Annotated in this window: 19 protein-coding genes; 8 read left to right on the top strand and 11 right to left on the bottom strand. The window is 46.0% G+C overall.

Annotated elements, in window-relative coordinates; genetic code table 11:
- Nucleotides 1-102 precede the first annotated feature (102 nt).
- Nucleotides 103-879 carry an FKBP-type peptidyl-prolyl cis-trans isomerase gene (fkpA, locus tag LMH68_RS09480; protein WP_017061105.1) on the bottom strand — a complete coding sequence of 259 codons (777 nt, stop codon included), beginning with the start codon at nucleotides 877-879 and terminating at the stop codon, nucleotides 103-105.
- Nucleotides 880-1,010: 131 nt separating this feature from the next.
- Here fkpA and LMH68_RS09475 point away from each other — a divergent pair, with 131 nt between their 5' ends.
- Complete coding sequence (locus LMH68_RS09475) at nucleotides 1,011-1,988, top strand: WD40 repeat domain-containing protein (RefSeq protein ID WP_017063707.1); 978 nt, start codon at nucleotides 1,011-1,013, stop codon at nucleotides 1,986-1,988.
- Nucleotides 1,989-1,993: 5 nt separating this feature from the next.
- Nucleotides 1,994-2,221, top strand: coding sequence for a SlyX family protein (locus LMH68_RS09470; protein WP_009848930.1), 228 nt, complete (start codon nucleotides 1,994-1,996; stop codon nucleotides 2,219-2,221).
- A 180-nt stretch (nucleotides 2,222-2,401) separates the two neighbouring features.
- On the opposite strand, the gene LMH68_RS09465 is transcribed toward LMH68_RS09470, so the two are convergent.
- The 5 genes from LMH68_RS09465 to kefG form a co-directional block, all read right to left on the bottom strand.
- Nucleotides 2,402-3,367 (bottom strand): isoaspartyl peptidase/L-asparaginase family protein, encoded by a 966-nt coding sequence (locus tag LMH68_RS09465; RefSeq protein WP_017066209.1) that lies wholly within the window; start codon nucleotides 3,365-3,367, stop codon nucleotides 2,402-2,404.
- A 217-nt stretch (nucleotides 3,368-3,584) separates the two neighbouring features.
- Nucleotides 3,585-4,175, bottom strand: a complete 591-nt coding sequence (slyD, locus tag LMH68_RS09460) for a peptidylprolyl isomerase (protein WP_017061108.1) — start codon at nucleotides 4,173-4,175, stop codon at nucleotides 3,585-3,587.
- 94 nt (nucleotides 4,176-4,269) lie between these two features.
- Entirely contained in the window at nucleotides 4,270-4,470 is a 201-nt protein-coding gene (locus LMH68_RS09455) for a YheV family putative zinc ribbon protein (protein WP_029235422.1), read from the bottom strand.
- 156 nt (nucleotides 4,471-4,626) lie between these two features.
- Complete coding sequence (gene kefB / locus LMH68_RS09450) at nucleotides 4,627-6,423, bottom strand: glutathione-regulated potassium-efflux system protein KefB (protein WP_065584304.1); 1,797 nt, start codon at nucleotides 6,421-6,423, stop codon at nucleotides 4,627-4,629.
- On the bottom strand, nucleotides 6,410-6,994 hold the full coding sequence (gene kefG / locus LMH68_RS09445; RefSeq protein ID WP_050711690.1) for a glutathione-regulated potassium-efflux system ancillary protein KefG: 585 nt from the start codon (nucleotides 6,992-6,994) through the stop codon (nucleotides 6,410-6,412). The genes kefB and kefG overlap by 14 nt, the downstream gene beginning before the upstream one ends.
- A 174-nt stretch (nucleotides 6,995-7,168) precedes the next feature.
- Here kefG and LMH68_RS09440 point away from each other — a divergent pair, with 174 nt between their 5' ends.
- The 6 genes from LMH68_RS09440 to crp all read left to right on the top strand — a co-directional run bounded on the left by LMH68_RS09440 (nucleotide 7,169) and on the right by crp (nucleotide 12,885).
- Nucleotides 7,169-9,091, top strand: a complete 1,923-nt coding sequence (locus LMH68_RS09440) for an ABC transporter ATP-binding protein (RefSeq protein WP_017061112.1) — start codon at nucleotides 7,169-7,171, stop codon at nucleotides 9,089-9,091.
- On the top strand, nucleotides 9,088-9,558 hold the full coding sequence (locus LMH68_RS09435) for a TIGR02444 family protein (protein ID WP_017066206.1): 471 nt from the start codon (nucleotides 9,088-9,090) through the stop codon (nucleotides 9,556-9,558). Before LMH68_RS09440 ends, LMH68_RS09435 begins: the two co-directional genes overlap by 4 nt.
- A gap of 207 nt (nucleotides 9,559-9,765) precedes the next feature.
- Nucleotides 9,766-10,758, top strand: a complete 993-nt coding sequence (locus LMH68_RS09430) for a hydrolase (protein WP_019825349.1) — start codon at nucleotides 9,766-9,768, stop codon at nucleotides 10,756-10,758.
- A 95-nt stretch (nucleotides 10,759-10,853) separates the two neighbouring features.
- Nucleotides 10,854-11,066 carry a YheU family protein gene (locus LMH68_RS09425; protein WP_229647428.1) on the top strand — a complete coding sequence of 71 codons (213 nt, stop codon included), beginning with the start codon at nucleotides 10,854-10,856 and terminating at the stop codon, nucleotides 11,064-11,066.
- A 77-nt stretch (nucleotides 11,067-11,143) separates the two neighbouring features.
- Nucleotides 11,144-12,013 carry a phosphoribulokinase gene (locus LMH68_RS09420; protein ID WP_010435210.1) on the top strand — a complete coding sequence of 290 codons (870 nt, stop codon included), beginning with the start codon at nucleotides 11,144-11,146 and terminating at the stop codon, nucleotides 12,011-12,013.
- A 239-nt stretch (nucleotides 12,014-12,252) separates the two neighbouring features.
- Nucleotides 12,253-12,885, top strand: a complete 633-nt coding sequence (gene crp / locus LMH68_RS09415) for a cAMP-activated global transcriptional regulator CRP (RefSeq protein ID WP_004729651.1) — start codon at nucleotides 12,253-12,255, stop codon at nucleotides 12,883-12,885.
- 183 nt (nucleotides 12,886-13,068) lie between these two features.
- Here crp and LMH68_RS09410 read toward each other — a convergent pair whose 3' ends face one another.
- From LMH68_RS09410 to LMH68_RS09390, 5 genes are all read right to left on the bottom strand, one after another.
- The gene (locus LMH68_RS09410; protein ID WP_413755009.1) at nucleotides 13,069-13,860 is read right to left on the bottom strand and encodes a DUF1338 domain-containing protein; all 792 of its coding nucleotides are present in this window, start codon (nucleotides 13,858-13,860) and stop codon (nucleotides 13,069-13,071) included.
- A 213-nt stretch (nucleotides 13,861-14,073) separates the two neighbouring features.
- Nucleotides 14,074-15,531, bottom strand: coding sequence for a succinylglutamate-semialdehyde dehydrogenase (gene astD, locus LMH68_RS09405; protein WP_229647427.1), 1,458 nt, complete (start codon nucleotides 15,529-15,531; stop codon nucleotides 14,074-14,076).
- A gap of 39 nt (nucleotides 15,532-15,570) precedes the next feature.
- Entirely contained in the window at nucleotides 15,571-16,590 is a 1,020-nt protein-coding gene (gene astA / locus LMH68_RS09400; RefSeq protein WP_017061116.1) for an arginine N-succinyltransferase, read from the bottom strand.
- Between the two features lie 107 nt (nucleotides 16,591-16,697).
- Nucleotides 16,698-17,909 carry an aspartate aminotransferase family protein gene (locus LMH68_RS09395; protein WP_048605374.1) on the bottom strand — a complete coding sequence of 404 codons (1,212 nt, stop codon included), beginning with the start codon at nucleotides 17,907-17,909 and terminating at the stop codon, nucleotides 16,698-16,700.
- A gap of 464 nt (nucleotides 17,910-18,373) precedes the next feature.
- Nucleotides 18,374-18,952, bottom strand: a complete 579-nt coding sequence (locus LMH68_RS09390) for an aminodeoxychorismate/anthranilate synthase component II (protein ID WP_229647426.1) — start codon at nucleotides 18,950-18,952, stop codon at nucleotides 18,374-18,376.
- Between the last annotated feature and the right edge of the window lie 6 nt (nucleotides 18,953-18,958).

Here is an 18,958-nt window from a genome sequence, read left to right as displayed (position 1 = left end):
TTTAAAAATCAAATACTCATCTTCAAATCATAAAAAAAGCCTAACTCAAAGTTAGGCTTTTTATTCAATCAACGTATTTTAGTACGAGGCTTTTAACCGATATTACTGTGCAGGAGCTGCTTCAGCGTTATCGATGTTTAGTAGTTCTACTTCGAATACTAGCGTTGAGTTAGCAGGGATAGTCGGTGTGTCTTGCTCACCGTATGCTAGCTCTGGCGGGATAACGAACTTGTACTTAGAACCAACTTGCATCAGTTGTACGCCTTCAGTCCAGCCTGGGATTACGCGGTTTAGTGGGAATGTTGCTGGTTCGCCACGATCGTAAGAGCTGTCGAACTGAGTACCGTCTGTTAGCGTACCTTTGTAGTGTACTTGAACGGTATCAGTGTCTTTTGGAGAAGCGCCTTCACCAGCAGTCATTACTTGGTAAAGTAGACCAGATTCAGTTTGCTTAACGCCTTCAGTTTTAGCGAACTCAGCGCGGAAGTCATCACCGGCTTTCTTCACTTCTGCAGATTTTTCTGCCGCTTGTGCTTGCATCGTTTCAGCAACACGCTTGTCTAGAGCTTCAAGAGCTGCGCGAGTTTCTTCTTCGTTAAGTGCTGTTTTCTCTGCGAATACGTCTTCGATACCTTGAAGAACCATATCTTTGTCTAGGTTGATACCTAGCTCGCTTGGCTTATCAATGCTTGTGCTTAGGTAGTTAGCGAAAGATACACCGATTGCGTAAGCCGCTTTGTCATCTTCTGTTTTAAAGTTTACTGCTTCAACTTTAACTTCTTCTACCTGTGGAGCTTCTGCCTTTGGTTCTTCTTTCTGACAACCAACTGCTAGCATAACCGTTGCGGCAAGCAGTGATACTTTTAAAACTGATTTCATTGAATTCTCCAATTAATGGCCAAGCCATTGGTTATTGTGCACAAATCTAATGATTAGATTGGTGTGAATACGTTAGTTATAACAATATACTAGTCATATGTCTTTCGACACAAACCGGATTATTAGATGTGATGCGAATATTTTTCCACTCATTGCTATGTACAATTGTCATCACCTTGTTAAATGGTTGCTTTTTCTTCCAAGATGATGAGCAGCGTTGGGAAATTGAGCCCAATGGTGCCACCAGCTTTGCACTCAGCAGAGATGGACGCTTCGCCCTGCTCTACTCTCAGCAAAAGCAACTGCTCCTTTGGGACCTCGCCGAAGACCAAGAGTTGGCTCAGCTTGGTCCACAAGACCAGTTAGAAAACCAAGTATCGCGTATCCGTATCTCGGACAATGGCCGTTTTGCCATTACCGCTAGCCAGATGAACTTCGCCGTTTGGGACTTATCTTGGACTCAAGCACAAGGGCTCTGGTCTATCTCCGACGGCTTGATTCGCGATGTCGATATCTCTAGCAATGGTGAAAAAGTACTGCTTGGCCTTTCTAATGGAAAAGCCATCTATGTGGACTTAGTCACCGGACGCCGTCTGGAGTTCCTTGCTCACCGAGAAAAAGTGAATTCAGTCTCCCTCTCTTCTAATGGCCGCTACGCATTATCAGGCGGCAACGACTACAAAGCTTACCTTTGGGATACCGAGTCGGGCTTGGTGTTGCGCACCTTTGAGCATGAACAAAGAGTAGTACGAGTCGCGCTACAACGCGATGGTGAACTGGCTTTTACCTCTGATGGCGGCAATCAAGCGATGATTTGGGATCTTGAAACGGGCGAACCTCAAGCGCAATTGCAAAGCTGGTCTCGACAGTTGATTTTCTCGAGTGCGCGTTTTTCTGATGACGGCAGTATGTTGGTGACGGGCACACCATCCAGCCAAGTGAGTGTGTGGAATACTCAGGATGGCAAGCGAATTTCTCGCCACGATGCTGAGCCATTAAAAGATGCTCGCCCTCCTCGTGCGGTAGTGTATGATGCAGCCTTTGATGATAAGAACCGTGTGATATCGGGCACCTCTGCGGGCATTGCCCAAGCTTGGAATGTGGATTAAGAACGATGACAGAAAAGCGAGTTGAACAACTAGAAAGCCGCGTAAATGACCTAGAGTGTCAGCTAGCTTTCCAAGAACAGACCATTGAAGAACTCAATGAAGCGCTTAGCCAACAACAAATGTTAATCACGAGAATGCAAGATCAGATGAAGTTCGTGGTTGGCAAAGTAAAAAATATGGATGGCTCTAATCTAGCTGACGCATCAGAAGAGACGCCACCTCCACACTATTAAGTGCGGTTCAAAATAACCAATTAAATCTAACGACGCATATCGTTAGTTTCTCGTCCTCAATGTGTAAACACATTTCAGGACGGGACATAGAAAACTAAGAGGGCGACAGATACTTATCTGTCGCCCTTTTGTTTATTTCATCTCAGTGAATAAGCTAAAGCCAATTAAGCCGATACCAACTTAGTCGTCGGCATAAATCTTCACTTCAACACGACCTTGAGTATCAACGCTTGCACGATACATTCCTGAGCTGTTCATACCAAAATGTATATCGCCTTGGCCATCGATAGCGATCAAGCCACCTTCTCCACCCATGGTTTTCAATTCACCTTGAATGATCGTTTCACAAGCGGTGTGCACATCTTCTTTCAGATAACGCATTCGTGCTGCGACATCACTGGCGACCATTTTACGTAGGAAGAACTCACCCATCCCGGTTGTTGAGACGGCAACATTGCCATTTTCAGCGATGGTTCCTGCACCAATGATCGGAGAGTCACCCACACGACCGTATTTCTTATTGGTCACGCCACCGGTACTGGTTGCTGCCGCTAAGTTACCCGCTTGGTCTAATGCGACCGCACCAACCGTGCCGTACTTTTTATCGTCAGGGTATTTCTCAGCTTGCTGCTGATCATATTTCGCTTCAGACAGAGCAAAGATGCCTTTCTCTTTCATCGACTGAAGTTGGTCATAGCGGCGCTCAGTAAAGAAGTAGTCTTGCTCGGTAAAGGTGTAGTCATGCTCAAACGCAAACTTCTCGGCACCTTCACCAATCAGCAACACATGGTCGCTTTTCCGCATCACATCACGTGCAAGCTCAATTGGGTTTTTGATATGGCGAACGCCTGCAATAGCACCTGCATCCATTTCGCGGCCATGCATCACAGAAGCGTCCATCTCAACAAATTCATCATGCGTTAAAACAGAGCCCCTACCGGCATTAAAGTGCGGGCTGTCTTCCATCACCTTAACCGATGCCACTACCGCATCCAGAGCATCACCACCCGATTGCAATATTTGATAACCAGCCAAAACCGATTTTTCCAAAGCCTCGGTAATACCCGCTTTTAATTCATAGCTCATTTGCTCGCGCAAGATGGTTCCTGCACCACCATGAATGGCAATTGAAAAAGGCTGTGACATACAAACTCTCCACTGACGTCGTCTTATAATGTTGTGCTATCAATACCACATCCATGGTTCGATGTCTGATAACGAAAACCAAACTTTTACGAATGCTTAGATTTGCGGACACTTAGTTTGGTAGAGAAAAGCGAGGTCAAAAAGCGAGACTCCTAAACGCAAAAAGCCTCCACAAGGGAGGCTTTCAAGATTCTTAAACTAAACCGTTAATTCGGTATTAGTGAGAACCACAGCTACCGCCGCCGCAGCAGCCGTCTTTTTTCTCTTCACCGTGGTCATGGCCTTCGCCACCACAGCAACCGCCTTCGTGGTCATGATCGTGGTCGTGACCGCCACAGCCGCCTTCTTGGTGTACGTGACCGTGTTGAACTTCTTCTTCAGTCGCTTCACGAACCGCTACAACTTCAACGTCAAACGTTAGAGTTTGGCCAGCTAGCATGTGGTTACCATCAACAACAACTTCGTCGCCATCTACTTCAGTAACTTCAACTGGGATTGGACCTTGGTCAGTATCCGCTAGGAAACGCATGCCAACTTCGATTTGCTCAACACCTTGGAATACGTCAGCAGGAACACGTTGAACTAGTGCGTCGTTGTGTTCGCCGTATGCGTCTTCTGGAGTAACAGTTGCAGAGAACTTGTCGCCAGCTACTTTGCCTTCAAGCTCTTTTTCAAGACCTGTAATTAGGTTGTTGTGACCGTGAAGGTAATCTAGTGGAGCTTCTGCAGTTGATTGGTCAACTACTACGCCATCTTCAAGTTTCACTTGATATGCAACACTAACTACTACGTTCTTTTCAATTTTCATGAGAGCTCCAAGGAGGTTTGGACTAAGCTCGAACAGTTGAGCTTAAGAAAAATTCTGTACCGGGATATTATGGGGATCAATTAACGAAACTCAATCATTCTGGCTTAAAAATACCGATCATTTCTTGATTCGCGTGTTCAGATTTCTCTACAGTTTTCGGTTTACGCTGTTCTGTGAAGTCACAATCGACACATTCCACCAGCTCGATATTATTTTCAATCCACCAACGGAGTGTGTCTTGAGTGTTGCAACTTGGGCAGCTTGCCCCTGCGATAAAGCGTTTTTTCTGTTTCACGTTCATATCCTTTACTGCTCTGGATTCGCGGTTCTTCCCACTCACTTTATTGATAAGTTAAGCAGAGACCGCGTTTATTATTAGGTTAGTTCTATAGTCTGTTATTTCTATGCCCAAGCTCTATTTCTAAGCTCAAGCATGAGTTATCACTTCAAGCTACTGCCAATAGTTTCGAGATTGGTGATCGTTTTCCATCTCGTGTCCAAAGATCTCTTCAAGTTCTTTACGAGCCTCTTTCGCTCTTTGGGCTAACTCGGCATCTTCGTTATGCTGAGGCAGCAACTCTTTCAGCATACCATTATCCAACTTTCTAAAGTGTGCTTCTGCTCGCTTCGCTTTATATGGATGCATGCCAAGTTCAGTCAATGTTTGACGACCTAAATCCAATGCTCCAAGGAAGGTTTCACGCGAATAGTTACTCACACCGTGGTTAAGTAGTTGATACGCTTCAACACGGCTTCGTGCACGCGCCAAGATCTTTAAGCGTGGGAAGTGCTGCTTACATAAATCGACGGTTTTCATGATTTCATCAGGGGAGTCAGTACACAACACAATCGCCTCTGCTTTATCAGCACCGGCTGCGCGTAATAGCTCTAGGTGAGTCGAGTCTCCGTAAAAGACTTTGTAGCCAAACTTTCTAAGGATATGGATTTGGCTGGCATCACTCTCAAGAACGGTAATACGAATCTTATTAGCGTACATCAAGCGACCGATGATCTGACCGAAGCGACCAAAGCCAGCAATGATCACTCGAGGGCTGCGATCAACCACATCCGAAGACATCGCACTTTCGCTGATTTGGTTCAGTTGACGAGCAAAGAACTTATCTTGCAGCTTAAGCATTAGTGGCGTGGTCACCATAGACAGGCTCACTACTACCAGTAAGAACGACACCTGTTCGCCACTTAAGATGCCCTGCGCACTCGCCGCGGTAAAAATAACGAAAGCAAACTCACCACCTTGGCTAAGAATCATCGCCATTCGGCTACGTGCTTTAGCTTGAGTGCCGAAGATACGAGCCAGCGCATACAGCACCAAACCTTTCAATACGACTAGCGACGACACTGCAATAAGTATTGCGAATGGGCTTTCTGCCAGTAGACCTAGGTTTACCGCCATACCCACAGAGATAAAGAACAGACCAAGCAGTAAACCTTTGAATGGATCAATCGCGATCTCAAGCTCGTGTCGATATTCACTTTCAGCCAGAAGTACGCCCGCTAGGAAGGTACCTAATGCCATCGACAAGCCAATCCGTTGCATGATCACAGCAATACCAATCACCAATAACAACGCTGCAACCGTGAAAAGCTCACGGACACCGCTCATCACTACGTATCGGAACAGTGGCCTCAACAAGAAGTGACCACCGACCAGCAGACCAATCACACCGCCTAGCATCCACAGCATGTCAGCCCAACTGCCGCCCGTATTGCCAGCGAGCAAAGGCAGCATCGCCAACATAGGGATAACAGCTATATCTTGGAAAAGCAGTACTGCAAAGCCTGACTGCCCGGCTTCTTTACCACCAAGTTCTCGCTCTTCAATAACGCGTAAAGCAATGGCTGTCGAAGACAACGCTAAACCCATACCTATTACCAGGCTGGTTTGCCAAGTTAATCCAAATAGACAGGCGATGGCGGTAATAATCAGAGTGGTGATCAGCACTTGTGCGCCACCGAGTCCTAGAATCGGCGCTCGCATCTGCCACAGTTTTTTCGGATTAAGTTCGAGACCAATCAAGAAGAGCAGCAGTACCACCCCGAATTCGGAGAAGTGTAGAATCGCTTCGACATCACTGATTAAGCCAAGCCCCCATGGGCCAATTGCCACGCCCGCTAATAAGTAACCAAGTACTGAACCCAAACCGGCGCGCTGTGCGATAGGAACCGCAACCACAGCAGCCGCTAAAAATATAACGCTACTTTGTAGAAAATCATTAGTCAGAGCCATCATCTGCTCCTATATCTTGTAGCGGGTCTCGCAACCAATTTCGATACGCTTCGGCGTGTTGGTAACGCGTCATATCGGAGACATTTCGTGCCCAGTGTAAAACCAAAGGGGATATCCAATTCATCTGACACAAAGCAGCGGTAAGCTCGAATGGTTGCAAGATCTCTTGTAATGGATATTTATTATAGCCTGCGGCACCAAACGCCTCTTCTTTACCACCGGTAGTAATCACACTGCGCCAGTGTTTGCCTTTAAGTGCGCTCTGCTCACCAAACGCAAAACCCTTGCCTAACACGCGATCAAACCACTCTTTTAACAATGAAGGGCAGGAATACATAAACAGAGGATGCTGAAACACGATCACATCGTATTGAAGGAGCAATTCATGCTCATAAGGCACATCGATAAAGAAGTCTGGGTAGATGGCGTAGAGATCATGAACTTTGACATGACCGAGCGACTCTACCTTCTTAACCATCATCTGATTAGCAATAGAGGTTTGCGGCTCTGGGTGCGCGTAGATGATCAACACCTTTGGCACGACTTTGTCTGTCGAGGGAGTATTACTCATTCCTTTGAAACATTCCTTTGAGGGCTAAACGGTGGCAAGGCCACAAGAATTTAAGCAAAAGTTATTAATATGTTATTGGCATCATAACGCAAATTGCATTGTGATCGACTTTTATCTGGTTTCAGCCTACTATGCAGGCGTCTGTTCACCTCTAATTTCTATGCTATTTCAATTATGATTACTTTCTCTGATATTCAATTGCTACGCGGCGGTAAGCCACTCCTCGACCAAGCATCTGCGACTTTTCACCCTGGCGACAAGATCGGTTTGGTTGGTAAAAACGGCTGTGGTAAATCTACGCTATTCGCCTTAATTAAGGACGAACTGTCTATTGATGCGGGTTCATTCAGTAAACCAGCCCATTGGGAAATGGCTTGGGTTGCTCAAGAAACACCTGCATTAGAAAGAACAGCAATTGAATACGTGATTGATGGCGACCGTGAATACCGCGGCCTTGAAGATCAACTAGAGAAAGCTGAACAAGCCGACAATGGCACATTGGTAGCAGAGATCCACGGCAAGATTGAAACCATTGGTGGTTACAGCATAAAGGCACGTGCTGCCGAGTTACTGGATGGCCTAGGCTTTAGCCAAGAACAAATGACATGGAACCTGACTCAATTCTCAGGTGGTTGGCGTATGCGTTTGAACCTAGCGCAAGCCCTACTGTGTCGCAGTGACCTACTGCTACTCGATGAGCCTACCAACCACTTGGATTTAGACGCAGTAATGTGGCTCGAGCGTTGGTTACAAAGCTACCCTGGCACGCTAGTGCTTATCTCGCACGATAGAGACTTCTTAGACCCTATCGTCAACCGCATCGTGCACGTTGAAAACCAACAGCTCAATGAGTACACGGGTAACTACTCATCGTTCGAAACCCAACGAGCGCAAAAACTGATTCTGCAACAAGCGATGTACCAAAAGCAGCAGAAACAGATGTCTCACATGCAGAGCTACATTGACCGTTTCCGTTACAAAGCTTCAAAGGCTCGCCAAGCGCAAAGCCGTATTAAAGCGCTAGAGAAAATGGAACAAGTGCTGCCTGCTCAGTTTGATAATCCATTCAGCTTTGAATTTAGAGAACCAGACGCACTACCAAACCCAATCATGATGATGGATGAAGTATCAGCGGGCTATGATGACAATCTGATTCTAGAAAAGATTCGCTTGAACCTAGTACCGGGCAGTCGTATTGGTTTGCTTGGCCGAAATGGCGCTGGTAAATCAACACTGATTAAACTGCTTTCTGGCGAACTGAAACAGCAAGGCGGTGAACTGAGTTATTCGCAAGGCGTTAAGATTGGTTACTTTGCACAGCACCAGTTAGAAACGTTGCACCCAGAAGAAACACCGCTGCAGCACATGATGCAGATTGCCCCTAAACACACCGAGCAACAATTGCGTGATTACCTAGGTAGCTTCGGTTTCCAAGGTGAAAAAGCACTTGATAAAGTAGCACCCTTCTCAGGTGGTGAAAAAGCGCGTTTAGTATTAGCGCTACTGGTATGGCAAAAACCAAACCTGTTGCTACTCGATGAACCAACCAACCACTTGGATCTCGACATGCGTCAAGCGCTGACTTTTGCCCTGCAGACGTTTGAAGGCGCAATGGTTATCGTATCGCACGACCGTTACCTACTGCGTGCAACTACCGATGATTTATACCTTGTACACGACCGCCAAGTCGCACCGTTTGATGGTGACTTAAGCGATTACTACAAGTGGCTAACCGAGCAACAGAAAGTTGAGCGCAAAGAAGCACAAGCATTGGCACCAGCCAAAGACGGCGCCAACAGTGCAGCAGCGAAAAAAGAGCAGAAACGTAAAGAAGCCGAGTTCCGTAAACTGACGGCACCACTTCGTAAAAAGCTCACTCAATTTGAAAAGCAGATGGATAAATTAACGCAGGCTCTTGAAGAAGCTGAGCAAGAATTATCCGACACATCACTGTATGAAGCTGAAAATAAGGCTAAACTGAATAAAGTACTCGCTCTCCAAGCGAGCAGTAAGTCACAGCTAGAAGAAGTTGAAATGGATTGGATGTCCACTCAAGAAGAGCTTGAGCAGATGGAACAGGATATGGATAGCTTATGAGCCCAGAGCACGCCCCAATATCACTAACACTGGAACGACTATGGCAATTTAGCCTTCAGTATTACAGTGTGCGCGGTGTAAAGGATGCGTGCTTAGCTTTGCAAAACCAGTTCCACGGCAACGTCAATCTACTGCTGCTTCTCAAATGGCTTGATGAGCAGCAATTGTCTTTTGCTGAAGAAGAGTGGCATAAAGTTCAACAGTGTTTAAGCCGCTCTGAAACCCTGCTTCATAGCTATCGAGAGCTACGTAAACATCTCAAAGCACACGTTGTCGACTCTCTATACCGTGAAGCGCTAAAGTTTGAGTTACAGCTTGAAAAGCAACAACAGTCCGATCTGGTCGACTGTATAAACTCCCTACAACTGTACGCTAACCAGCAATCACCGCTCACTTTTCAGTACTGTCGTTTATTAGGGGCTGAAAACCTCTGCGACGCTTTTTCTGAACCAGCACCACAGCCCTAGCTCGTTCTCTTTCCCTTTTATTCAATCAAGATCCAAGCTTAACCTTGATATTATTCAAACGGTTACCCATAGTCTGTTTTTGTATCTCGTATAAGTGAAGCCTTGCGCTTATGCCGAGAATCAACCAAGCTCAAATAAAAACGTGGGCGTTTCGTTACAAACTCAACACGTTATCAAAACCCGTATAAAGAAGCATGGATCGTTTTTATGACAATATTTACCGCAGCTGCTGGTCTCTCTAATCCGCACTTACAAACCTTAGTGCCACGGTTTATTAGGAAGCAGGCGCTGTTTCATCCTCACTGGCAAACCTTAGAAACACCCGATGGTGACTTTCTTGATCTTGCTTGGAGCGAATCACCAGACGGTGACACCTCAAATAAAAATGATCGCAGTAGCAAGCCGATATTCGTTCTATTCCACGGTTTAGAAGGTAGCTTTGAGAGCCCTTATGCCAATGGATTAATGAATGCGTTTGCTAAAGATGGTTGGTTGTCCGTGATGATGCACTTCAGAGGCTGCAGCGGAAAACCCAATCGCCTGGCTCGCGCTTACCATTCAGGTGAAGTCGAAGATGCGCGCTTTTTTCTAAGACACCTGCACGCCCAGTTTCCGAATAACCCTAAGGTTGCGGTTGGCATATCTTTAGGTGGAAACATGCTGGCGAACTATTTGGCTGAGTACGCAGACGACCCATTGCTGTCGGCGGCGACCATCGTATCTGCTCCTTTTGACTTAGCGTGTTGCTCTAGTCGTATTGAGCGTGGTTTCTCCAAGCTCTATAAGAAGTACCTGCTCAACTCTCTAAAATCGAATGCGCTAAAAAAGGTTAACCTGCTGCAGGAAAAACTTGGCATCACCGCTGAAGCCATCAAGAACATCACCAAACTGTATGAGTTTGATGAACGAATCACTGCGCCTCTGCACGGCTTCAAAAATGCCCAAGATTATTATGCGCAATGTTCTGCTCTGCCTAAGCTCAATAAGATCAAACTACCGACTCAGATCATTCATGCCAAAGACGACCCTTTCATGACCGATGATGTGATCCCAAAATTTGTTCTGCCCGATAACATCGATTATCGACTGTTTCAAAAAGGCGGCCATGTTGGGTTTATTACTGGCAGTACACTCAAGCCAAGGTTTTGGTTAGAAGAAGCCTTGCCTGCCTACTATGAAAGTATCCAAGATTCGGCATAATGACCGAGCCTTAGTAAATAGAAGTAAAACAATACTAAGCACACGCATTTCTACATCAATAAACCTATTTATGAACATAAAAGAGAGAAGTATTTATGATCATCCCATGGCAAGACATTGCGCCAGAGACACTGGAAAACCTCATCAAAGAGTTCGTGCTGCGTGAAGGCACAGACTACGGCGACGTAGAGGTTTCACTGCAAAACAAGATTGATCAAGTGAAACATCAATTAGCTTCAGGAGAAGTCAGAATTGTGTTTTCTGAGCTCCATGAAACCGTTGATATTCAAGTCACAAAACGCTTCTAAGCTGCGCTCATAAAGGAGCCGTGTTATAGTGGTAAACGATTGCTAACAAGTAAGTTACTCAAAAGACAAGGGTTGTCATGTCCGCTAAACATCCAATTATTGCGGTGACGGGTTCATCTGGAGCCGGCACCACCACCACCTCAGAAGCCTTCCGTAAAATGTTCAATATGATGGACGTGAAGGCAGCTTGGGTTGAAGGAGATAGTTTCCATCGCTTCACTCGCCCAGAGATGGATGTCGAGATCCGTAAAGCGCGCGAGCAAGGTAAGCACATCAGCTACTTTGGTCCACAAGCCAACGATTTTGGTGCGCTAGAAGAGTTCTTCCGTAAATACGGTAACGAAGGCACAGGTAAAGTACGAAGCTACCTGCACACCTTCGATGAAGCCGTGCCTTACAATCAAATGCCAGGCACCTTTACGCCATGGCAGGAGATCCCTGAAAACTCCGATGTGATGTTTTACGAAGGCCTGCACGGCGGTGTGGTTGATGGCGACATTAACGTTTCTCAACACGTCGATTTGCTGATTGGCATGGTACCTATCGTAAACCTAGAGTGGATTCAAAAATTCGTTCGTGACACCCGCGATCGTGGCCACTCACGCGAAGCCGTAATGGATTCCATTGTTCGTTCGATGGATGATTACCTTAACTACATTACCCCACAATTTTCGCGCACTCACATCAACTTTCAGCGTGTTCCAACCGTAGATACATCTAACCCTCTCAACGCCAAAGGGATTCCAAGTTTAGACGAAAGCTTCGTAGTTATACGTTTGCGTGGCATCAAAAACGTCGATTTCCCCTACCTTCTGGCTATGATTGATGGCTCGTTTATGTCTCGTCATAACACGCTAGTAGTGCCAGGCGGCAAGATGAGTTTTGCTATGGAGCTCATTGTGAGGCCAATCCTGCAACAACTCATCGAAACCGGAAAAATAGGTTAACAAAACGACATTCTGGTTGATTACTTTTCATACCGTGATCATGTGCACAATTTTGCGTAAAAAATCGTAGCTTGGTCACGATTAAAATCAAGAAATAGTACCTGAAAAAGGATACTATTCTTAAACGAAACACAAGATAGCTTGCAGCACTCAACGAGTGCTCTTATCCTACAAGTCAATCCAGGCTTAGCTAAAATACGGAAAGCGGCAAGCATACCCTGCAGAGGAAGTGAGATATTATGGTTCTAGGTAAACCTCAAACCGATCCAACATTAGAGTGGTTCCTTTCACACTGTCATATTCATAAGTACCCTTCAAAAAGTACTTTGATTCATGCTGGTGAAAAGGCAGAAACCTTGTACTACATCGTTAAAGGTTCTGTGGCAGTTCTTATCAAAGACGAAGAAGGTAAGGAAATGATTCTTTCTTACCTAAACCAAGGCGACTTCATCGGTGAGCTTGGCTTGTTCGAAGAAGACCAAGAGCGTACAGCTTGGGTTCGTGCTAAATCTCCTTGTGAAGTAGCTGAAATTTCTTTCAAGAAATTCCGTCAACTTATCCAAGTGAACCCAGATATCCTAATGCGCCTTTCAGCGCAAATGGCAAACCGTCTACAAGTAACTAGCCAAAAGGTTGGTGACTTAGCGTTCCTTGATGTAACAGGTCGTATCGCTCAAACGCTACTAAACCTAGCGAAACAGCCAGATGCAATGACTCACCCTGACGGCATGCAAATCAAGATCACTCGTCAAGAGATTGGCCAGATCGTTGGTTGTTCTCGTGAGACCGTTGGTCGTATCTTGAAGATGCTAGAAGAGCAGAACCTAATTTCTGCACACGGTAAAACTATCGTGGTATACGGCACTCGTTAATCTCGATTAACTGAGCCAAAAATTTGAAAGCCACCAAATGCGAATTTGGTGGCTTTTTTGTTTTCTGAAGACCCAGAGAGCAGATGCGAGATACGATAAAAACTCACAGAATCCTATTTGTAAACTTCCTCGAAGCGAAGCGTACTCGAATCTCTAGGACAAAGTCCGTGCTCGTACCTTTTGTTAACCGTTGGTGCTCTCAAAGATTTTGTCAGCTGATGCTGCAACAAAACCTGTGTAAAGCTCACCGTTGACCATCGCATAACGCTTAGCGAACTCATAGAAGCCGCCAGGAATCATCTCATTGCCTTCAACAAATGAAACTGGGACTTTGTCTGCCATTGTTGATGATTGCTCTAATAAGACCTCTGGAGAGCCTTTAACCTGACCGCCAGATGCATTGATTGTGAAGCCTGACTCGCTCAGGTAGTCATTCACCGCCTGCACTTCATCAAATTCATTTAGCTGGTTCACACTCACCGTAAAGTGGTTTGCACCATATCCATGAGCCGCGAGCCAAGACGCGTATTCGCTCTCTTTCGCTAGTACTTGGAAGTCAGCGAAGCTCAAATCCCAAAGACGACCACCAAACAAGAACTCATGACCTTGAAGCTTACTTGAGTCCACTTGCTCAACCAACTTAGCAACGATCTGTTGCAAGTCACTTGAACACTCTTCTACCTTCAACTCACTAATGAACACTTTTGGTTGTTTTGGATTTGGGTGCTCGTAATGCTTAGCCACCAACTTCTTGCTCTCAAACAAGTAGTCGCCACACGCCTTATAGCCTAACTCTAGGAAAGGCTTCGCTAATGTTTCAATACCCAAAGGAGCAACATTGAAAGTACGCAATGCAATGTGATCATTAATCAGCGCTTCGTCTTCTTTCAGCAAGTGATGCACTTTCTCAGCCGATGGACAAAGCCTGTGAATGTAATCGTCCCAAAGTGATTTAAAGAGTAGATCGGGCGTCATGGTGACTCCTTGTCAAAGGTTCTAGCAAGCTAGTAATTTGGATAAGAGAGGGAGAGGCTGAGACACAGAGTCAGCAGCCATCAGCCTGTGACATACTTTTTCTATTATTATCTACCGCCCAATCTAGGTGTCGGACGTGATGGAAAAGGAAAGCGATAACACCACTTCCCTATTTCAAGCTTAACGCATGAGCCTAAGACTCATTAGCCTAAATTAAAGCTCAATACCCGGGCTAAACGTTGCTGGAAGTTGAGTTTCACCGCCTTCCATTGAAGCCATAGGATAAGCACAGTAGTCCGCCGCATAGTAAGCACTTGGGCGTAGGTTGCCTGAAGCACCCGGACCACCAAATGGTGCATCACCACTTGCGCCTGTTAGCTGACGGTTACGGTTAACAATACCCGCACGGATATGGTCAACGAAGTATTCCCATTCAGAATCATCTGTTGATACAAGACCCGCAGACAAACCAAAACGAGTGTCGTTAGCTAGCTCAACCGCTTGCTTTAGCGATTGGTAACGAACCACTTGTAGCAGTGGACCGAAGTACTCTTCATCCGGCAGTTCAGCAATGTTGGTTGCGTCGATAATACCAGGAGAAACAAACGCCGCCTGACCCGCTTTTGCTTCTACTAGGCTGACACCACCTAACGATTGCAGATTAGCTTGCGCGTCTAGAATAAATTTAGCGGCAGCTTCAGAGATCTGAGGGCCCATGAAAGGAGCTGGTTCCGCGAAAGGCTGATCGACACGAATCTTTTGCGTAGCTGCGACCAGTTTATCGAGTAGCAGATCGCCCTTCTCGCCAACAGGCACGTACAAACGACGAGCACATGTACAACGTTGACCCGCACTGATGAAAGCTGATTGGATGATAGTGTATACCGTTGCGTCTGCATCACCGTATTGGTCGCTGATCACCATAGGGTTGTTGCCGCCCATTTCTAGTGCCAGCATCTTGCCCGGTTGGCCCGCGAATTGACGATGCAGGATATGACCGGTATTGGCACTACCTGTGAACAGCACGCCATCAAGACCTTTAGCATCGGCTAGTGCGATACCTGTCTCTTTAGCGCCTTGTACTAGGTTGATTACGCCAGCTGGAAGGCCCGCTTCTTGCCATAGTTTCATCGTAAACTCACCCGTCCAAGGTGTCTGCTCTGAAGGCTTAAATACCACGGTATTACCCGATAGCAGTGCAGGAACAATATGACCGTTTGGTAGGTGACCAGGGAAGTTATAAGGGCCAAATACTGCCATCACGCCTAATGGACGGTGACGAAGTACAATCTGGTTGCCTGCCGCTTCACGTGAAGCTTCCCCGGTACGCTCATGGTAAGCACGAATGGAAATAGCAATCTTGCCCGCCATTGCGCCCGCTTCAGTGCGAGTTTCCCAAATCGGTTTACCCGTCTCTTTAGCGATGATTTGTGCGATTTCTTCGCTGTTCTCTTTAACTTTTTCAGCAAAGTTCAACACGATCGCTTCACGCTCTGCAAAGCTCAGTTTTTTCCAAACCAAGAAGGCTTCACGAGCTGATGCTACTGCAGATTCAACCTGTGCTGGTGTTGCGCTATCACCCTGCCACACTACTTCATTGTTGTATGGGCTTACTGATGTCATGGCGTCACCTTGACCTGCCACCCACTGTCCTGCTATCCACTGAGTCATACTTCTATCCTTAAAATCTTCGACAGATAATCGCCGCTCTTATTGAGCCAACATGCGAACGAATTCGCCTTCTTTTACTTCAAGAGCGCTTGCTACTTCAGATGATAAAATCACTGTGTCGCTTGCTTGGTCATACGCACCTTTCGCGGCTACTGCGCGGAAGTTCTCAAACGAGGTATTACCAATTAGGAAGTCTTTAGAGCTAGAGTGCTCTGCAATTTGAACCTGTGCTCGAATTGAGTGACGCACAGATTCGATGTTTCTTAGATCACACTCAACCGTTGGGCCTGCATCAAAGATGTCGACATAACCACGGTTGGTGAAACCTTCACGTTCCAGCAACTTAAGTGCAGGGCGCGTATTGTCATGTACCTCTCCGATCACCGCTTGAGCTTCTTTGCTCAGTAGGTTCACGTAGATAGGTAGCTTAGGCATTAGGTCAGCAATGAAGCCTTTCTTACCAATACCGGTTAGGTAATCGGCAAGCGTGAAGTCAATCGAGAAGAAATGTTCTTGCAGCCATTGCCAGAAAGGAGAATTGCCTTCCGCATCTGATACACCACGCATCTCAGCAAAGATCGTTTTTGAGAAACGCTCTGGGTGCTCAGCCATCAGTAGGAAACGACACTTAGACATCAGTCGACCGTTTAAGCCTTTGCGGTAATCAGGACGTAAGAACAGCGTACAAATTTCGCTGCAGCCTGTGTAGTTATTACCAAACGTCAACAGCTTAACCACGTTATTCACTTTAAGGCGCTGTGAAGAGTGAACCACTTTACTGATGTGGTACGAGTAAAAAGGCACATCCCAGCCAATGGAAGCTTCGATACCCGTTGTACCAGCAACTTCGCCAGTTTCAGCGTCGAAACCCACCATTAGATAGCCTTCATCACCGGGTTCGGTCACGTCTGCTTTCGCAAAGCTGTATTCAGAATGGGTAATTCGGTTAGTTAACAGTTCTTCGTTAACCGGAAGAGATGTGAATCCGTGTCCTGACTCAACGGCGCAGGTATGCAGCGCATCGTAATCAGATAGTTTTATTGGGCGAACAACTAGCATCAATATTCCCTCCAGATGCAAAATAGGCCCAAAACCAGAAGCTTGGGCCTTTAGCAGAACGTCATGGGATCGCTCTAGTGGCGATCATTCCTATGACGCCGCTCAGGCTAAACTAGCGTAGCGATTGCTTTGTCTAGTTTTGATAAGCCTTCTTCAATTTCTTGTGTAGTGATAACCAGTGATGGAGTAAAACGAACCACGTTTGCACCCGCAACCAGTACCATCAAGCCTTGTTCGCCTGCTGCTACTAATACGTCACGTGCACGTCCTTGCCACTCTTCGTTAAGCGCAGCACCTAGTAGTAGGCCTTTACCACGAACTTCACTGAAAATTTGATACTTGTCGTTAATCTTAGCTAGGCCATCGCGGAACAGAGCTTCACGCTCTTTCACGCCAGCCAGAGTTTCAGGTTGGCTAACTACATCAACAACGGCTTCTGCTACTGCACACGCCAGTGGGTTACCACCGTAAGTAGAACCGTGCGTGCCAACTTTTAGGTGTGTCGCAAGTTCAGAAGTTGTTAGCATTGCGCCGATAGGGAAACCACCACCTAGAGATTTTGCTGTGCTCAAGATGTCTGGTGTTACACCTAGACCTTGGTAAGCATAGAAATTACCAGTACGGCCATTACCTGTTTGCACTTCATCAAAGATAAGCAGTGCATTGTGTTTGTCACACAGTTCACGAACGGTGTTCACAAATTCAGACGTTGGAGAAATGATACCGCCCTCGCCTTGCAGAGGTTCCATCATGATGGCACAAGTGCGATCAGAGATGTGCGCTTCTAGCGCTGCAATATCATTGTAAGGCAAGTGAGTCACATCGCCCGGTTTAGGACCGAAGCCATCAGAGTAAGCTTCTTGACCACCCACCGTTACAGTAAAGAAAGTACGACCGTGGAAACCTTGTTTGAATGCAATGATTTCAGATTTCTCAGGACCGTGAACATCCGCCGCCCAACGACGAGCTAACTTTAGAGCTGCTTCGTTCGCTTCTGCACCAGAGTTCGCAAAGAATACTTTTTCTGCAAAACATACGTCAGTTAGCTTCTTCGCTAGACGCAGTGCAGGTTCGTTAGTCATTACATTACTTAGGTGCCAAATCTTGTTTGCTTGCTCGGTAACAGCATTAACCATTGCTGGGTGACAGTGACCCAAACAGCTCACAGCGATACCACCAGCAAAGTCGATATACTCTCGGCCTTGTTGGTCCCAAACGCGTGCGCCTTCCCCTTTTACTGGGATCATTTCCATTGGGTTATAACAAGGCACCATCACCTCATTAAACAGACTACGTTCTACTTTATTTTCCACTGTCATCGTACATTCCTTCTCGATACCGCAAGCTTCGCAAATAAGCGTAATGGTTCATAAGTGAGACAAAGATATTTTGTCTCGCCATAATCCCGCTGCAGCATTATATTTACATTTAATTAACCTTTTCAATAGTAGATTATTCTTTAGCCATCCCTTACAACCAGCTAAACGTCACTACCTATGACTATTTATGCATCAATTAATCTGTTTTATGAAGCTTTTTTTACCTAAACGTATAACCAGCAACAGCAAAGCCTTACTGGCATTGCGGTATATTGGGTTCGAGACGAAATAACGCGAATAATTTTGCATAGGCTAAAAACTTAGCCTGACGAGGGAGAAATGTTATAAAAAGTGATCGGCGTCAGAGGGATGAAGACGCGTAGCGCCCGAATTTAAACGCTTAACGGGTAATGGAATACGTTAAACTGGCTTATTTAGACGGAGAAAGAGTCAAATTTAAACACTCAGCGTGCTAGGAAGTTAGCGAGAAGCTGGTGTCCTTGCTCTGTTTTAATCGATTCAGGGTGAAATTGCACCGCATCAATCGGCAAGGTTTTGTGTTGATAACCCATGATCTCATCCATGCTGCCATCTTCAAACTCCGTCCAAGACGTCAGCTCAAAGCAGTCTGGTAGCGTGCCATTTTTCACCACGAGTGAGTGGTAACGTGTCACAGTCAGAGGGTTATTGAGACCTTGAAAAACACTCTTGCCATTGTGGCATATTGGCGAGGTTTTACCGTGCATCACTTGTCTGGCTCTCACCACTTCACCACCAAACACTTGAGCAATGGCTTGATGACCAAGACACACACCTAAGATCGGCAACTTGCCAACGAAGTGTTCTATAACTTGCAGAGAGATTCCCGCATCATCCGGTGTACAAGGACCCGGCGAGATAACAAGGTGACTAGGATTCAGTGCTTCGATGCCCGCAATATCAATCTCATCGTTGCGTACAACTTTTACAGTTACCCCTAACTCACAGAAATACTGATACAAGTTATAGGTAAAAGAGTCGTAGTTATCGATGATAAGTAACATGGGTCG

Origin of the sequence: Vibrio sp. F13 (assembly GCF_020806305.2) — a bacterium.
GTDB lineage: Bacteria > Pseudomonadota > Gammaproteobacteria > Enterobacterales > Vibrionaceae > Vibrio > Vibrio crassostreae_C.
Note: the sequence above shows the minus strand (reverse complement) of the source record. Positions and strands in the feature narration are given on the sequence as shown.

Coding starts and splice junctions, on each gene's coding strand:
- astA (WP_017061116.1), bottom strand. CDS start 16,590: ATGCTAGTTGTTCGCCCAATAAAACTATCTGATTACGATGCGCTGCAT.
- LMH68_RS09465 (WP_017066209.1), bottom strand. CDS start 3,367: ATGTCACAGCCTTTTTCAATTGCCATTCATGGTGGTGCAGGAACCATC.
- crp (WP_004729651.1), top strand. CDS start 12,253: ATGGTTCTAGGTAAACCTCAAACCGATCCAACATTAGAGTGGTTCCTT.
- kefB (WP_065584304.1), bottom strand. CDS start 6,423: ATGGCTCTGACTAATGATTTTCTACAAAGTAGCGTTATATTTTTAGCG.
- LMH68_RS09440 (WP_017061112.1), top strand. CDS start 7,169: ATGATTACTTTCTCTGATATTCAATTGCTACGCGGCGGTAAGCCACTC.
- astD (WP_229647427.1), bottom strand. CDS start 15,531: ATGACTCAGTGGATAGCAGGACAGTGGGTGGCAGGTCAAGGTGACGCC.
- LMH68_RS09470 (WP_009848930.1), top strand. CDS start 1,994: ATGACAGAAAAGCGAGTTGAACAACTAGAAAGCCGCGTAAATGACCTA.
- LMH68_RS09410 (WP_413755009.1), bottom strand. CDS start 13,860: ATGACGCCCGATCTACTCTTTAAATCACTTTGGGACGATTACATTCAC.
- LMH68_RS09390 (WP_229647426.1), bottom strand. CDS start 18,952: ATGTTACTTATCATCGATAACTACGACTCTTTTACCTATAACTTGTAT.
- slyD (WP_017061108.1), bottom strand. CDS start 4,175: ATGAAAATTGAAAAGAACGTAGTAGTTAGTGTTGCATATCAAGTGAAA.
- kefG (WP_050711690.1), bottom strand. CDS start 6,994: ATGAGTAATACTCCCTCGACAGACAAAGTCGTGCCAAAGGTGTTGATC.
- LMH68_RS09435 (WP_017066206.1), top strand. CDS start 9,088: ATGAGCCCAGAGCACGCCCCAATATCACTAACACTGGAACGACTATGG.
- fkpA (WP_017061105.1), bottom strand. CDS start 879: ATGAAATCAGTTTTAAAAGTATCACTGCTTGCCGCAACGGTTATGCTA.
- LMH68_RS09475 (WP_017063707.1), top strand. CDS start 1,011: ATGCGAATATTTTTCCACTCATTGCTATGTACAATTGTCATCACCTTG.
- LMH68_RS09425 (WP_229647428.1), top strand. CDS start 10,854: ATGATCATCCCATGGCAAGACATTGCGCCAGAGACACTGGAAAACCTC.
- LMH68_RS09430 (WP_019825349.1), top strand. CDS start 9,766: ATGACAATATTTACCGCAGCTGCTGGTCTCTCTAATCCGCACTTACAA.
- LMH68_RS09420 (WP_010435210.1), top strand. CDS start 11,144: ATGTCCGCTAAACATCCAATTATTGCGGTGACGGGTTCATCTGGAGCC.
- LMH68_RS09395 (WP_048605374.1), bottom strand. CDS start 17,909: ATGACAGTGGAAAATAAAGTAGAACGTAGTCTGTTTAATGAGGTGATG.